The 15472-nt window shown below is 46.1% G+C and carries 12 protein-coding genes; 4 read left to right on the forward strand and 8 right to left on the reverse strand.

The window, feature by feature from the left end:
- Positions 1-418: 418 nt before the first annotated feature.
- The 3 genes from TOI97_RS08240 to TOI97_RS08250 are packed head-to-tail and all read right to left on the reverse strand — an operon-like array spanning position 419 to position 6096.
- Complete coding sequence (locus TOI97_RS08240) at positions 419-1807, reverse strand: efflux transporter outer membrane subunit (protein ID WP_321553648.1); 1389 nt, start codon at positions 1805-1807, stop codon at positions 419-421.
- The gene (locus TOI97_RS08245) at positions 1804-4932 is read right to left on the reverse strand and encodes an efflux RND transporter permease subunit (protein ID WP_321553649.1); all 3129 of its coding nucleotides are present in this window, start codon (positions 4930-4932) and stop codon (positions 1804-1806) included. The genes TOI97_RS08240 and TOI97_RS08245 overlap by 4 nt, the downstream gene beginning before the upstream one ends.
- A gap of 12 nt (positions 4933-4944) precedes the next feature.
- The gene (locus TOI97_RS08250) at positions 4945-6096 is read right to left on the reverse strand and encodes an efflux RND transporter periplasmic adaptor subunit (protein ID WP_321553650.1); all 1152 of its coding nucleotides are present in this window, start codon (positions 6094-6096) and stop codon (positions 4945-4947) included.
- Positions 6097-6337: 241 nt separating this feature from the next.
- Between TOI97_RS08250 and ybaK the strand changes: the two genes are divergently transcribed.
- Positions 6338-6802: a Cys-tRNA(Pro) deacylase gene (gene ybaK / locus TOI97_RS08255; RefSeq protein WP_321553651.1), complete on the forward strand. Its 465-nt coding sequence runs from the start codon at positions 6338-6340 to the stop codon at positions 6800-6802.
- Between the two features lie 15 nt (positions 6803-6817).
- Here ybaK and TOI97_RS08260 read toward each other — a convergent pair whose 3' ends face one another.
- Positions 6818-7939 (reverse strand): ABC transporter ATP-binding protein, encoded by a 1122-nt coding sequence (locus TOI97_RS08260; protein WP_321553652.1) that lies wholly within the window; start codon positions 7937-7939, stop codon positions 6818-6820.
- Between the two features lie 325 nt (positions 7940-8264).
- On the opposite strand from TOI97_RS08260, the gene grxD reads away from it, so the two are divergent.
- Positions 8265-8591: a Grx4 family monothiol glutaredoxin gene (gene grxD, locus TOI97_RS08265; protein ID WP_321553653.1), complete on the forward strand. Its 327-nt coding sequence runs from the start codon at positions 8265-8267 to the stop codon at positions 8589-8591.
- A gap of 112 nt (positions 8592-8703) precedes the next feature.
- Here the strand turns inward: grxD and leuA are convergent, their stop codons facing one another.
- Positions 8704-10359 carry a 2-isopropylmalate synthase gene (leuA, locus tag TOI97_RS08270; protein WP_321553654.1) on the reverse strand — a complete coding sequence of 552 codons (1656 nt, stop codon included), beginning with the start codon at positions 10357-10359 and terminating at the stop codon, positions 8704-8706.
- Positions 10360-10676: 317 nt separating this feature from the next.
- Between leuA and TOI97_RS08275 the strand changes: the two genes are divergently transcribed.
- Both TOI97_RS08275 and TOI97_RS08280 read left to right on the forward strand, forming a co-directional pair.
- The gene (locus tag TOI97_RS08275; protein WP_321553655.1) at positions 10677-11120 is read left to right on the forward strand and encodes a DUF2946 domain-containing protein; all 444 of its coding nucleotides are present in this window, start codon (positions 10677-10679) and stop codon (positions 11118-11120) included.
- Positions 11121-11175: 55 nt separating this feature from the next.
- Positions 11176-13293 carry a TonB-dependent copper receptor gene (locus tag TOI97_RS08280; protein WP_321553656.1) on the forward strand — a complete coding sequence of 706 codons (2118 nt, stop codon included), beginning with the start codon at positions 11176-11178 and terminating at the stop codon, positions 13291-13293.
- 191 nt (positions 13294-13484) lie between these two features.
- On the opposite strand, the gene infA is transcribed toward TOI97_RS08280, so the two are convergent.
- The 3 genes from infA to aat all read right to left on the reverse strand — a co-directional run bounded on the left by infA (position 13485) and on the right by aat (position 15263).
- On the reverse strand, positions 13485-13703 hold the full coding sequence (gene infA / locus TOI97_RS08285; protein WP_022965546.1) for a translation initiation factor IF-1: 219 nt from the start codon (positions 13701-13703) through the stop codon (positions 13485-13487).
- A 154-nt stretch (positions 13704-13857) separates the two neighbouring features.
- Positions 13858-14559 (reverse strand): arginyltransferase, encoded by a 702-nt coding sequence (locus TOI97_RS08290; RefSeq protein ID WP_321553657.1) that lies wholly within the window; start codon positions 14557-14559, stop codon positions 13858-13860.
- Entirely contained in the window at positions 14556-15263 is a 708-nt protein-coding gene (gene aat / locus TOI97_RS08295; protein WP_321553658.1) for a leucyl/phenylalanyl-tRNA--protein transferase, read from the reverse strand. Before aat ends, TOI97_RS08290 begins: the two co-directional genes overlap by 4 nt.
- Positions 15264-15472 lie beyond the last annotated feature (209 nt).

Consider the following 15472-nt stretch of genomic DNA (forward strand, 5'->3'; position numbering starts at 1 on the left):
CTGCAATGCACTGTAAGGTTTGGCTGTGCAGGCCAAGCTCTTTACCTGCGCCCTTTGTGTAGGGATGCATATCATACGCAGACAAAAACACACCACGCTCTTTAATCGAGCGTTGACTTAATTCATTGACAAAGTTTCAGACGAAATTGACGCTGCGAGCCATGCGATTTAGCAAGGGCACATGCCTATCTTGTACTCGAACTTTTAATGTTTTGGTGTGCTTTATCATACTGTATACAATACCAGTGACAACCTATACTGCAAAGACTTTAGCAGTCTGTTAAGGGGTTAAAAGCAGCCCTCACTATCCATCCCCGCACTAAAAGTACGAGGTCTTACGCGATTTTGATAATATAGTTGGTAATAAAAGCGGGCAACTGTATAAACAGGGTGCCCGTTTTTTGTTGCCCAGTAACACTTAAAGCTCTTGGCTGTAACCGCCACCTAAGGCTTTGTAAAGGTTGATTTCGCTAGCTAACTTAGCAAAGTGTGTATTGATGCGCTTCTGTTTGGCATCAAACAACAGTCGTTGTGCATCTAGTAAGGTTAATTGATTATCTACTCCTTCACGGTAACGTAGATCGGCGAGGGCATAGTATTCCTCGCTGGTCTGCACCATTTCGTCGTGTGCAGCTAATTGTTGCTTGTAGGTTGTGCGTTCAATTAAGCCGTCAGCCACTTCTTGAAAAGCAGTTTGAATAGCTTTTTCATAGTGTGCCACATTGATATCTTTTTGGATTTCACTGTAATTTAAGTTCGCGCGCAGACGGCCGGCATTAAAAATAGGCAGGTTAATGCTTGGCATAAACAACCATGAACCGCTACCAGCATCGAAAAGACCGGATAAGTCTGGACTTAAGCTCCCAGCGTGAGTAGTTAAACTGATGCTAGGAAAAAATGCTGCACGGGCTGCACCGATATTGGCATGGGCTGCTTTAAGTTGGTGTTCTGCTTGCAAGATATCAGGGCGACGTTGTAGTAAGTGTGCGGGTAGTCCAACGGGTAGTTCTGCAAACTCAAAATGACTTAAGGGTACGGGAGTCAATAGGTTTGTTCGAGGTGTTCCACCGAGCAGCAGGTTTAGGGCATTACGGCTTTGCACGGTTTGGCGTTCAAATTGCGCTAAGCTGATGCGCGCACTATTCGCGGCAGTACGTGCTTGTTGTAGCTCCAGTAGGGTTGCAATACCGACATCATAGCTGTGCTCAACCAGTCTAAGGCTGTCCTCATAAGTTGCTAAAGTATCGCGTACTAAGGCAAGCGTTTCTTGGTCTGCTTGCAGATTTAACCATGCTGTGGCGACGCTGGCAATAAGGCTCAGTTGGGTGCTGCGCTGAGCTTGTTCGCTGGCAAAGTAGGTTTCTAAGGCTTGTTCACTTAAGTTACCTAAGCGGTTAAATAAGTCGAGCTCCCAAGCGGTGATACCTAGATTGGCTGAATATTGACTGGTAATAGCGGAATTGCCATCTGCAGTCATCGAGCCGGGTAAGCGCTGGCGGTTGGCGCCTCCGCTAGCATTTATGGATGGAAACTGTGCGCTACGTTCAATACGGTATTGAGCGCGGAAGGCATCGACATTTAGTGCAGCAATACGCAGGTCGCGATTATTCTTTAGAGCCGTTTCGATTAGATCCTGTAAAATAGGATCAGCGAAGAAGTCGCGCCAATGCGGAGGGGTAACTGCGCTGTATTGGTCTGTATTGTCCCATTGTTCAGCAACGGGAGCCTCGGGCTGCTGATAGCTTGGAGCCAATGAGCAACCGGTGAGGGCCACTGTAAGCGCTGCGACTAGTGCGGTACGCTTCATTTTGTATCCTCCAGTTTTTTATCAGAGGCTGATTTGAATAAAGAGCCTACAACGACATAAAACAATGGCACAAAGAAAATAGCCAAAAACATTGCCGTGAGCATCCCGCCAATAACACCAGTACCAATGGCATGTTTACTTCCTGCGCCAGCACCTGTGGCAATAGCTAAAGGTGTTACACCTAAGACGAAAGCCAGCGAGGTCATGATAATAGGACGTAAACGAATACGGCTAGCTTCTACGGCCGCCGCGGTGAGACTCATACCTTGCTCATGTAATGACTTGGCAAACTCCACAATTAAAATTGCGTTACGTGCCGATAAACCAATAGTGGTTAATAAGCCAATTTGGAAGTATACGTCATTTGATAGGCCGCGCCCGTAGGTTGCCAGTAGGGCACCGATTACACCTAAAGGTACAACCAGCATGACAGAAAAGGGAATTGACCAACTCTCGTACATGGCTGCTAAGCATAAAAAGACAACCAGTAGTGAGAGAGCATAAAGTGCGGGCGCTTGGCCGTCTGAGAGACGTTCTTCATAAGAAAGCCCCGTCCAAGATACACCAACACCGGGAGGCAGTTCTTTCGCCAATTCTTCGACCGCTAACATGGCATCACCGGAGCTGTAACCGGGTGTGGGGCTACCTAAAATCTCCATGGCCGGCACACCGTTATAGCGCGACAGTTTAGGTGAACCATAGACCCACTCGCCATGGGCAAAGCTGCTGAAGGGGATCATTTCACCTTGGTTGTTGCGAACAAACCACTTCTCTAGGTCTTCTGGGTTCATACGGGCATCAGCTTCTGCCTGCATAAAGACCTTTTTTACTCGACCACGATCAATGAAATCATTGATATAGCTACTTCCCCAGGCGGAGGAGAGTGTTTGGTTGATGTCGTTGAGTGATAGGCCCATAGCGATAGCTTTTTCATCATCAATGACCAACTTATACTGTGGCTCATCACGTAAGCCGTTGGCGCGTACTTGGGTGAGGCGTGGGTCAGCATTGGCCAGTTTTAAAAACTGATCGCGAGCTTGACTCAGTGCTTCATGACCGACGCCAGCGCGGTCTTGTAAGAACATATTAAACCCTGTGGCATTACCCAACTCCATAACAGCAGGTGGTGCAAAGGCAAACACCAAAGCATCACGCAAGGAGAAGAAGTGTTGTTGTGCGCGTTGTGCTAAAGCGAAAACACTTTGTGCTTCTGTTGTGCGCTCATCCCAAGGTTTTAACCCAATAAAGGCCATTGCTGAATTTTGTCCACGACCGGCAAAGTTAAAACCACTGATGGTAAAGACGGTATCAACAATGTCCTTTTCTTTGGTAAGGAAGTAATCACGCATCTCTTTCACCATTTCGTAGGTGCGTTCTGAAGTAGAGCCTGTAGGTGATTGCACTTGGGCAAAAATTACGCCTTGATCCTCATCGGGTAAGAAAGATGTTGGGATTTTGGTGAACATCCAACCCATGACGGCAATTAACACTAGGTACATCAGGAGGTACGGTGCTTTGCGTTGGATGATAGCTGCTACACCGCGCTCATATTTTTTTACACCGCTTTGGAAGGAGCGATTAAACCAACCAAAGAATCCACGCTTTTCTAAGTTGCTGCCTTTCTCAATTGGCTTCAGCATGGTGGCACAGAGTGCTGGGGTAAAGATTAAGGCAACCAAAACAGATAGAACCATGGCTGAAACAATGGTGACCGAAAACTGTTTGTAGATTTGCCCCGTTGAACCTTCAAAAAATGCCATAGGAATAAACACGGCTGATAAAACTAAGCCTATACCCACGAGCGCGCTTTGGATCTGTTTCATTGACTTTCGGGTTGCTTCAACAGGTGACAAACCTTCTTCGGCCATTACCCGTTCAACGTTTTCTACCACAACAATGGCGTCATCCACTAAGAGACCTATCGAGAGTACCATCGCAAACATTGTTAAGGTGTTGATGCTGTAGCCGAAGGCTGCTAGCACTCCAAAGGTGCCTAAAATAACGACAGGTACAGCTAAGGCTGGGATCAAAGTGACACGTATATTTTGTAAGAATAAATACATGACTAAGAAAACCAAGACAATAGCTTCAGCTAAGGTGACAACAACCCCTTTAATAGAAGCGGAAATAACTGGAGTGCTGTCATGTGGGAAAACAGCTACCATGCCTGGCGGGAAGAATGGCTCAAGTTCAGCCAAAGTTGCACGCACAGCTCTAGAAGTTTCTAGGGCATTGGCACCAGTGGCTAACTTAATCCCGATACCCGTTGCTGGTCTACCATTGTACTCAGCACTGGTACTGTAATTTTCCCCGCCTAATTCGACACGAGCAACATCTTTTAAGCGAACTTGTGAACCGTCTTGATTGACTTTAAGTAAGATGTTTTCAAACTGTTCAGGTGTCTCGAGTCGGGTTTTACCAATAATGGTTGCAGTCAGTTGCTGGTTAGGTAAGGCAGGCAAACCACCAAGTTGTCCTGAGGAAATTTGTACGTTTTGCTCACGGACTGCTGCAGCAACATCCGAAGGAGTCATTGCAAAGTTAGTGAGTTTGGCTGGGTCAAGCCAGATGCGCATGGCGTAGGGGGCACCAAACACTTGGAAGTCACCGACCCCAGCGGTACGTGAGATTTGGTCTTGGATATTGGAAACGGTGTAGTCAGCAAGGTCGTAACGGTCGATACTGCCATCTTCAGATGTGATGGCCACGACCATTAAGAAGTTGCTAGCCGATTTAGCTACACGGATTCCTTGTTGTTGCACTTCCTGGGGCAGCATGGGGGTTGCCAGCTGTAATTTGTTCTGGACTTGTACTTGAGCTGTATCCGGATCAACACCTTGTTCAAAAGAGATGTTGATGCGCATGCTACCATCAGAATGGCTTTCAGAAGAGATATAGCGCAGTCCATCGAGACCACTCATCTGTTGTTCGATCACTTGCACTACAGTGTCTTGTACTGTTTGTGCGGAAGCACCAGGGTAACGTACCGAGATACTAACCGAAGGTGGTGCAATGCTTGGGTATTGGTTAACCGGTAGTTTAAGAATGGCAAGACCACCAATTAACATAATGACGAGGGATAGAACCCACGCGAAAATGGGGCGGTCAATAAAGAAATTTGACATAAAAGTAATTCCTTATTGAGCTTGGTTTGTAGCGTTTTCAGCTGCTTTAGCGTTATCTACGTTGCTAGCAGGGTAAGGGTCAACACTTGCGCCAGGCTGAATAAATTGAAGACCTTCAGTGATTAAACGATCGCCTTCTTGTAGACCTTCGGTGACGAGCCAGCGACTACCGTCAGTACGTTCTGCTTTTAAATGACGCAATTCAACGATGTTGTCATCGGTCAGTACTAAAGCAGTAGGCTCACCTTTAGGGTTGCGGGTGATACCTTGCTGTGGGGCTAGGATTGCTTGACTTTGAACACCACTGATTAAACTAGCATGGACAAACATACCAGGTAATAAGAGATTGTCTGGGTTAGGAAATACAGCGCGCAAGGTCACTGAGCCTGTGCCAGCGTCTACAGACACTTCGGAGAACTCTAATCGGCCTTGGTGGGGGTAGGTACTGTTGTCTTGTAGTTTGAGCTTGACTTGCGCTGCGTTTTCACCTGCTTTTTCTAGTTGACCACTTTCTAGTTCGCGGCGTAAGCGTAATAGCTCATTGGCTGACTGCGTTACATCAACATAAATAGGATCCAACTGTTGGATAGTAGCCAGTTCTTGAGCTTGGCCATTGCTGACTAAAGCACCTTCGGTCACCATAGAGCGACTGATACGTCCTGAAATAGGCGCGAGAACACGAGTATAGCGTTGTTCAATTTTGGCTCGCTCGAGGGCTGCTTCTGCTGCTAAACGTTTGGCATGAGCATCGTCGTATTGTTGGCGGCTGACAGCTCGTTGATCGACAAGTTTTTTATAACGCTCAGCCAAGGTTCGAGCTGCCAGTAAATCTGCTTGTGCAGTTTTTAAATTTGCGTCATAAATAGCAGGGTCGATTTGGTAAAGTTGTTGGTTGGTTTTGACATCGCTACCTTCTTTAAATAAGCGTTTTTGGATAATGCCGTTGACTTGTGGACGCACTTCAGCAATACGGTAAGCAGCTGTTCGACCAGGTAATTCGCTAGTTAAAGTGTAAGGTTCTGCTGACAGAATAACGAAGCCAGCTTTAGGTGCAGGTCGTTCTTGGTTTGCCGCAGATTCTGGCTTTTGCTCACAAGCACTTAGTAAAAATGCACAAGTAAGAGTCAAGACAGCAGCAATAGCGCTTGATGAAAGGCGGGTCATAAAATTATTCCTAGTTAGCATTTTGACAGCACTGCACAGTAAAGGGCACGTTAATACGGATTAAGTGGGCCTAATTATGCACTGCTTTAGGGGTAAATGCAGCGTGTTTTAACTTAACCGGCTAATATACATTCATTGTTGTATGTTGGTAAGTGTGTATTTGTAAAGTAAGACAGTATTACCTTTAGGTTGGCGCACGTTTTGTGTGCACTGGATGATGGATTTTATTTAAGGCTGAGCGATGACACCAGCGATTAATTTATTAAAGAAACAGCGAATTGTATATCAACTGCATAGTTATAAGCATGATGCAGGGTGTGATTCTTACGGGCTTGAAGCAGCGGAGAAGCTCGGTCTAGATGCTGAACAGGTTTTTAAAACTTTGTTGGTTCAAACTGATAACGGAGAACTTTTGGTTGCGGTATTGCCTGTTGCTGTGCAGCTTAACTTAAAAGCGTTAGCTAGCCATGCAGGTGTGAAAAAAGTTGAAATGGCCGCTCCTCAATTAGCACAACGAATAACTGGGTATTTAGTGGGTGGTATCAGTCCGTTGGCGCAAAAGAAAGCATTGCGTACCTTTATAGATGACAGTGCTCAGCGCTTCTCCACTATTTATATCAGCGCTGGGCGTCGTGGTTTAGATGTTGAGTTAGCGGCAGATGATTTGCTTAAGCTGACACGAGGGCAATACGTTGAGTTGATATAGTGCTAGGCCAATCTCCTAATGGCTATCAGCGCTGATACTATAGTGGCGTTTATCAGACGTTGGTAAATTACTGTGCGCGGCAACAGTTCCAGGTGTGGCAAAGGCTACGAGGTGGTCGGCAGCCACGGCAATGCCAACTTCTTCACCTAGGAAGTGGTCAATGTGGCTGGTGAAAATAGCTTCCAATTGATTGCCAGTGGGTAGTTCTAAGCGGTATAAGGTGGCTGCACCTAAAAAAGTTTTACCGATGATGCGTGCTTTTAGTGGGCTTTCTGGTGAGTCGATTATATCGTCAGGGCGCAATAAAACATCAACGGTACTGCCTGCGGCCCAGTTATAGGCTCGATTACCGCGAATAACTCCCAACTCAGTTTGTACGCTGTCATTGGTTAGCATTTGTCCACGAATAAAATAACCTTGACCAACAAAGCTAGCAACGAACGGTGTGAGTGGTTCATGGTAGAGGTTAAAGGGTGAATCCCATTGCTCTAGTCGGCCTTTATTAAAAACGCCAATATTATCACTCATGGCAAAAGCTTCTTCTTGGTCATGAGTGACAAGAATAGCGCTGGTGCCACGGTGTTTGAGAATGTCGCGCACTTCTTGGCTGAGTCGACGGCGTAGCTCACCATCAAGGTTGGAGAAAGGCTCGTCCATTAACAATAGACTGGGTTCGGGGGCTAGGGCGCGAGCCAAAGCGACACGCTGTTGTTGTCCGCCAGAGAGTTCGTGGGGATAGCGCTTGCCCAGTTGATCTAGCTTGACTAGCTCCAAAAGTTCTTGAGTAATACGCTTGGCTTGCGGGTTTTTACGAATTCCAAAAGCGATATTGTTTTCTACGCTTAGATGTGGAAACAGGGCGTAGTCTTGGAAAACCATACCAATGCGACGTTTTTCTGGAGCTAAAGTAAAGTTAGGGCGAGAAAGAGTGTTGCCGTCTAAGGTAATAGAGCCTTTAAGAATCGGTTCAAAGCCGGCAATTGCACGTAGCGTTGTGGTTTTTCCGCAGCCAGAAGGGCCGAGTAAGCAGCCGATATCACCGGTATTCAAATGTAGATTAAGATCTTCGACAATGATTTGATTTTGATAGCCGCAACTTAAATCGTTAAGGCTTAACAAAGGACCTTGCTTATCCATACTGATTGGTACCGAATAAAGGGGAAAAACAGCGCAGCCTTGTTCTGATGTTGGCAATGCTGTGCTTGCGGCTCAATTGAATTAAGGACGAATCTTATAAGGTAAAGGGGGGGTTGTGCAAACCTCGTCAGTCTTTGCTGAGTTGCTCTCTTGTATTAAAGGTTATGATTGAGGCATCTTTGCGTACTGCGTCAGCAGAGTAAACATCTTTACTTGATTTTTCTTAACCTAAAACAGAGCGTTGCACTAGGTTTTAGGCTAGAATGCGTGACAGGTGCTCATAAACAAGTGGGCTCAATGAATTAAACATTTGTCGAGGTGAATAGTGGATATCATCGAAACTATTAAAGACCAGATCGAAAACAATCCGGTCTTGCTGTATATGAAAGGTTCTCCGAACGCGCCGCAGTGCGGTTTTTCTCAGCGTGCGACTCAAGCTGTTATGGCGTGTGGTGAAAAATTTGCCTATGTTGATATTCTTGCAAACCCAGACATCCGTGCGAATTTACCAGCTTACGCAAACTGGCCAACCTTTCCGCAGTTATGGGTTAACGGTGAGCTAGTAGGTGGTTGCGATATCATCACTGAAATGCATGCCAGTGGTGAGTTGCAGACACTCATCAAGGAAGCTGCGGCTAAAGCGCAAGCGTAATTGATGTTGCAGTAGATGTTAAGTCGCTACTGTTCAAGCCCTTATCTTATATTATGGATAAGGGCTTTTTTTTTGAGGTTTAAAATATTTAGGCTGATTGCTTAACTGTTTCTTAAGCTGAAGCCAGAGCACGGTTTAATGCGCTGAAAACCGCACGCACACTAGCAGTTGTGATATTGCTGTCGATACCTACACCGAAAACTGGGCGTTGCTCTGGCAAGCGCAGTTCAATGTATGCAGCGGACTTTGCATCACTGCCACTGCCGATGGCATGTTGATTAAAATCCATAATTTCTGCAGCAACTGGAAGGCTGGCGATCAAGGCTTCCAATGGGCCATTACCCTCACCTGTCCAAGTTTGGGGGTTGCCCTCAATATGTACTTCAGTGGTTAAAAAGCAGCTGTTACGGTCTTCTTGTACACGATGTTTGTGCAGCGTGTAAGGAGTGGCGGACTGCAGATACTCTTTTTCGAGTAAGTTATAAATTTTTTCTGCACTGACTTCTAGGCCAGAGCGGTCTGTTTCAGCTTTAATCACTTGGCTGAACTCAATTTGCATGCGGCGTGGTAACTGCAGGCCGTATTCTTGCTCCAGTAAATAGGTAACTCCGCCTTTGCCAGACTGACTGTTTACGCGAATCACAGCTTCATAGTCACGGCCGATATCGGCTGGATCAATGGGTAGATAAGGAACCTCCCAAATATCGCCGGGCTTGTGCTGAGCAAAGCCTTTGCGAATTGCATCTTGGTGAGAGCCTGAGAATGCAGTGTGCACCAAGTCGCCTGCATAAGGGTGGCGAGGATGTACAGGCAGTTGGTTGCACTCTTCAACAACTTTACGTACTGCATCGATATCAGAGAAGTCCAGCTGTGGATCTATTCCTTGGGTGTATAGATTAAGTGCCAAGGTCACTAAGTCAACGTTTCCAGTACGCTCACCATTGCCAAATAAACAACCTTCTACGCGGTCAGCACCAGCCAGTATCCCGAGCTCACTAGCTGCTACACCTGTGCCTCGGTCATTATGTGTGTGTAAGCTAATGATTACATTTTCACGGTGATTGATATGGCGAGCAAAGTATTCAATTTGGTCGGCATATACATTGGGCATGGTTACTTCTACGGTTGCAGGTAAGTTTAAAATAACCTTATTTTCGGCAGAGGGTTGCCATACGTCTAACACGGCATTACAGACCTCAACCGCAAAAGGCGTTTCTGTGGCGCTAAAAGTTTCTGGTGAGTACTGGAAGGTCCACTGGGTTTCCGGCTGTTGGGCAGCATATTTTTTAAACAACTGTGCAGCATGTATAGCAATGGCTTTAACGCCTGCTTTATCTTGATTGAAGACGATGCGGCGGAATGCAGGGGATACAGCATTGTACATATGCACAATTGCTTTAGGTGCGCCCTTTAGAGATTCAAAAGTGCGAGCAATTAGGTCTTCACGTGCTTGAGTTAAGACTTGGATGGTGGTGTCTTGAGGAATGTGACCCTCTTCAATCAGTAAGCGCACAAAATCAAAATCAGTTTGTGAGGCAGAGGGGAAAGCCACCTCAATTTCTTTAACGCCAACGTCCACTAGCGTTTTAAAGAAGCGCAATTTTTTTTCTGGGCTCATGGGCTCAATCAGCGATTGATTACCATCGCGTAAATCTGAGCTGCACCAAATCGGTGCTCGAGTAATGCTGTTGTTGGGCCAGGTGCGGTCGGGTAAGTGCAGTACAGGGTGTGCGCGATATTTTGCGGAAGGTTTTTTCAGCATCGACATGAATGGGGTCCTTAAATGTTAGCAGCAGTGAAGCATGGTGAGGTGCGCAGCAAGTTAACGCTGTAGACCGTAGATATAAGGGTAAAACTACATTTGTGTGGTTTTTATTGCAAGCAATGATGATTAAATGGTGTTAATCACTTTTTTTATTGTTTTTAAGGGTTGATTATTCTGATTTTTTTAAAATATTAGTTATTTTTTGTTGAGCGATGTTTCTGTGCGACAGTCTGTCACGATGCTGAGAGCAGAAAAAGTGCGATGATTTGACTTTGATTTTAATGCGTTGGATTAGGGTTCTGTAATAGAAGGGAGTATCTGTGGTAAAACAAAATCCTAATAATGCTTGGGCGGTTTGGTTGGGCTTTTTTGCCATGCTGCTGATCCATATAGGGCCACTTATCAGCGGTATCCAAGCTTTACAGCAAGAATATGACTCTTTTGTTATGTCTACAGAGTCTAAACAGACAGCTGATGCTCAGCATCTAGGCGAGTATGAGTCTGTACACAGCTTGGATTATCATGCTTTTATGGGGCATAGGTCTGCTCTGGAGGGGGTGCCACAGTGGATAAGGGACTTAGAAATGTGCGGTTATTGCGATTTGTTAACCGTCAACCCTCTGTTGAGTTTAGTATTCTTGTGCATGTTGGCTATACCGCCAGTGATGCATTGGTCAACAGCCTTGCCAAGGTTTGTTCGAATACAAGCTGCTGCTCATAGCTTGCATTATTCTCGTGCACCACCTATTGCGTTATTCAATTGAAAACAGTTGGTTCTAATGGGCCGTAACTTTATTGAAATGAATAACGGATAGTTCTATGTCAAGACAGACAACTCAAAGCGTGCGTCCAACTCAGTGCTTTAAATTAACATCTTTAACACAAGGTCTTATTTGGGCTCATGCCGCATTACTGGGTTGCGTGATCACGGTATCAGCACAGGCTGATGAATTGCAGTTAACACCTATGGTGATTACAGGTGTAGCGCAACAATCTCCTATTAAGGTGGTAACAGATCCGCGTATTCCTCGTCAGCCTGTACCTGCTAGTGATGGTGCCGACTATTTAAAAACAATTCCTGGTTTCTCTGCGCTGCGCAGCGGTGGGGTTAACAGTGATCCGGTGTTTCGCGGTATGTTTGGTTCACGATTAAAATTGCTGACCAATGGCGGTGAGATGGTGGGTGCCTGCCCCAGCCGTATGGACTCGCCCAGCTCCTATATCAGCCCAGGCAGTTACGATGAGCTCACTGTTATTAAAGGACCGCAAACTGTGCAGTGGGGGGCAGGCAGTTCAGCGGCAACAGTACTGTTTGAGCGTGGCCCTGAGCAGTTTGATAAGCCGGATTATCGCTTAAACAGTAGTGTGCAGGTGGGTTCCAATCGGCGTTTCGACCGTAATATTGATGGTGCGATTGGCAGTCAAGAAGGTTATGTGCGGATAATTGCCAATGCTTCCAAAGCCCACGACTACAACGACGGTGATGGTGATCGCGTGCCTTCCCGTTGGAATAAGTGGAACAGTGATTTTGTTGTGGGTTGGACGCCAGGCGACAATACCTTATTAGAACTCACAGTGGGGCGTGGTGATGGTGAGTCCCGCTACGCTGGGCGTGGGATGGATGGCACGCAGTTTTTACGTGAGAGTGTGGCGCTGCGCTTTAAGCAGGAAAATCTTTCCGATACTTGGGCCAGCTTAGAAGCGCAGGTGTATTACAACTACGCCGACCATATTATGGACAACTATAAGCTGCGTAGAACGGCTGCGGGCAAAATGCCAATGGCTACCCAAGTGGATACCCGCACTTTAGGGTGGCGCATTAAAAGCACTTGGCAGTGGAGTGATTTTGAGCTGGTGACTGGGGTGGATGGCTTAACCAGTGAGCATAGGTTGCGTGCTCGTACTGGAGGTGCAGCTAATAAAATGGGACGCCCGCATTCAAACATGGTTAAAGATGCTGAGTTTAACCAGTGGGGTGTGTTTGGTGAATTGACTTGGTTATTGACTGACAATGAGCGTTTGATCAGTGGTCTGCGTGTGGATCGTCATAAAGTTGAAGATCACCGTGACTACCTTGCCATGCGACGCATGATTCCCACATGTCCAGAGTCGGCGAGCTGTACGCCTAACCCTACCGCCAATAAAAACAGAACAGAAACCTTACCGAGTGCCTTTGTGCGCTATGAAAACGATCTGCAAAGCATTCCTGCCACTGCTTATATTGGTCTAGGTCATGCTCAGCGCATACCGGATTACTGGGAGTTGTTCTCTGCTGCAGGAGCTAACGGTAGCTGGACAGATACGCCAAGTGCTTTTGTATCAGCTAATCCAGAGAAAACCACCCAAGTGGACTTTGGAATTCAGTACCAGCAAGGTCCTGTTGAAGTGTGGGCATCTGCCTATGTGGGGCAAGTGCGTGATTATTTAATGTTCACTTATACAAACAATGGCTCTCAGGTTGAGAATATTGATGCCCGCATTATGGGCGGTGAGCTGGGCGGTTCACATCGCTTTGCGCCGGGCTGGAAAGCTGATGCCAGCTTGGCGTATGCCTATGGTAAAAACAGTTCTGATGGTCGTGCTATGCCACAAATTCCACCGCTGGAAGCACGTTTTAGTATGAGTTATGAGCAGGGCGACTTCAGTAGCGCCGCTTTATGGCGTGTGGTTGCTGCGCAAAACCGTATCGATGAGGGGCGCGGTAATGTGGTAGGTAGAGACTTCGGGGGAAGCTCAGGTTTTGGCGTGTTCTCACTAAACACTGCTTACCGCTTGAGTCAAAACTGGAAAGTCAGTGCTGGCGTGGACAACCTGTTTGATAAAAAGTACAGCGAACATCTGAATTTGGGTGGTAATGATGCGTTTGGCTTGTCAGCAGATACGCGAGTCAATGAAGTCGGCCGCACCTGGTGGGCGCGAGTTGATATGAAATTCTAATCTAATGGAAACGGTTCAGCGCATTGTTGCTGAGCCGTCTCGCGTTTTGCGGTCGTTTAGGTGAGTTGTTTACTGCAATCAGTGCTGGGAGCGTTGCATTAGGATAAGCGTAGATATTTTTAACAGAAAAAACGGCACTAGCCATTGGCGAGTACCGTCTTGTAATAGCGGTTTAGCTATTGCTCTATGAATCAGCGGGCGCGGTAAGTGATGCGGCCTTTGCTTAAATCATAAGGAGTGATTTCAACACGGACTTTATCACCGGTTAAAATGCGAATGTAGTTTTTACGCATTTTCCCAGAGATATGTGCAGTTACGACGTGCCCATTCTCTAACTCCACACGGAACATGGTGTTAGGCAGGGTGTCAACGACAGTGCCTTCCATTTCGAAACTGTCTTCTTTCGACATGCAGTATAACCCTCAAAATACAAATAAAAACCTGGCGCTTTCAGTGCGGCAGGCAAAAGTCGGTAGGTATTATGCCGTATTTCAGCAGAAAAGACCAAACCTGATCATGCAGATATCAATATAATTGCAAAATATCCGTTGTAGTGTATATAAATTAAGCAATGAGCGCTTGCCAGTTCTGCTCAGTAAACCCCTCTAATGGCTGATATTGGGTTTTATAGTTCATCTTAGAGCAATCTTTGACCCAGTAACCGAGATAAAGGTGAGGTAGGTCTAGGCGTAAAGCTTCTTGGATTTGGAATAAAATACAAAAACGGCCTAGGCTGCGGCGCTGTTCATCAGGGCTAAAGAAGGTATACATAGCCGATAAACCCGATGGCAGCACATCAGTGACTGCTACAGCAAGCAATTTTTTGTCGAGTCGAAACTCGTAAAAGCGTACAAACTCGAAATCAGAGGTTAAAAAACTTTTAAATTGCTCGATGCTTGGTGGATACATATCACCATCAGCGTGACGGTGTTCAATATAGTGCTTATAAAGAGCGTAGTGCTCGTTGGTAAATTGGCTTTTAGTAATTGTTACGCTTAGGTCCTGATTGCGGCGTAGAATCTTTTTTTGTGAAGAGCTGGGCTTGAATTGATGTACAGGAATGCGCACTGAAATACAAGCCGTGCAGGGGCCGCAGTGAGGGCGGTAGATACTGTCAGCGCTGCGGCGAAATCCTTGCTCTATGAGTTGGCTATACAGTTCGGCAGTGATCGGTTCTTCTGGGTCAATAAAGATAGAGCTCGCATTTAAACCTGATAAATAACTGCAAGGGTGCTCTTGCGTAAGGTAAAGTTGTAAGGATCTCATTCTAAAATTGTGCTCGTAATAATCTCGGTAGAGGACCATTGCATACGGTTGGGTGACTCTATATAGCGAGCTAAATAATCAGCAAAGTCTATGCGAGCTATGTTTTCTGCACCAAGGCTCATTAGGTGTGCAGTTGGCATTTGGCAATCAATTAATACAAAGCCAGCGTTCTTAAGGGTTGTAATTAAGGAGGCAAAGCCTACTTTGGAGGCGTTACTGACATGACTAAACATGGATTCGCCAAAAAACAACTGGCCTATGGCAATGCCGTATAAGCCACCAACAAGTTGATTGGCTTGCCATACTTCTACGGAATGCGCATACCCTTGTTGGTGTAGTTCAGTATAGGCTGCCTGCATCGCTTCAGTAATCCAGGTGCCGTAATTATCGCGAGGTGCAGCGCAAGCACGGATTACTTCTGTAAAGTTGTAGTCAAAGGTCACATGAAACTTATTACTGCGTAGTACTTTGCGCAAACTGCGGGATATATGCAGTTTATCTGGTAATAAGACTGTTCGAGGATCCGGTGACCACCAAAGCAAAGGTTGGCCCTCGGAGTACCAAGGAAAGCAGCCATGACGATAGGCTGCAATCAAACGTGAGCAGGATAGGTCGCCGCCACCGGCAAGCAAACCATTGGGTTCGCGTAATGCTGTGTGCAGGGGAGGGAAGTCAAGTGATGCACGATCAAGCCAAGTTAACATAAGGGACCTTAAAGCAAGTGTGAGGGTCGGTGAAAGCTGCAACCTTAGAATAATATAGGTGACAAATCAGTTCATAAGATAGGTTAAATGAATGAAAAAAACATCTATGGGTTCAATAGTCTTGGCTGGTAGCAGCTATAGATGAAATGGCTAAACTAAATACGTACAATGACCTGTTGTTGAATACTTTTGTGATTATATTTTTGATG

The organism is Denitrificimonas halotolerans (assembly GCF_034259425.1).
Classification (GTDB): Bacteria; Pseudomonadota; Gammaproteobacteria; order Pseudomonadales; family Pseudomonadaceae; genus Denitrificimonas; species Denitrificimonas halotolerans.

Coding starts and splice junctions, on each gene's coding strand:
- aat (WP_321553658.1), bottom strand. CDS start 15,263: ATGTTAACTTGGCTTGATCGTGCATCACTTGACTTCCCTCCCCTGCAC.
- TOI97_RS08280 (WP_321553656.1), top strand. CDS start 11,176: ATGTCAAGACAGACAACTCAAAGCGTGCGTCCAACTCAGTGCTTTAAA.
- infA (WP_022965546.1), bottom strand. CDS start 13,703: ATGTCGAAAGAAGACAGTTTCGAAATGGAAGGCACTGTCGTTGACACC.
- TOI97_RS08260 (WP_321553652.1), bottom strand. CDS start 7,939: ATGGATAAGCAAGGTCCTTTGTTAAGCCTTAACGATTTAAGTTGCGGC.
- ybaK (WP_321553651.1), top strand. CDS start 6,338: ATGACACCAGCGATTAATTTATTAAAGAAACAGCGAATTGTATATCAA.
- TOI97_RS08245 (WP_321553649.1), bottom strand. CDS start 4,932: ATGTCAAATTTCTTTATTGACCGCCCCATTTTCGCGTGGGTTCTATCC.
- TOI97_RS08240 (WP_321553648.1), bottom strand. CDS start 1,807: ATGAAGCGTACCGCACTAGTCGCAGCGCTTACAGTGGCCCTCACCGGT.
- TOI97_RS08290 (WP_321553657.1), bottom strand. CDS start 14,559: ATGAGATCCTTACAACTTTACCTTACGCAAGAGCACCCTTGCAGTTAT.
- leuA (WP_321553654.1), bottom strand. CDS start 10,359: ATGTCGATGCTGAAAAAACCTTCCGCAAAATATCGCGCACACCCTGTA.
- TOI97_RS08250 (WP_321553650.1), bottom strand. CDS start 6,096: ATGACCCGCCTTTCATCAAGCGCTATTGCTGCTGTCTTGACTCTTACT.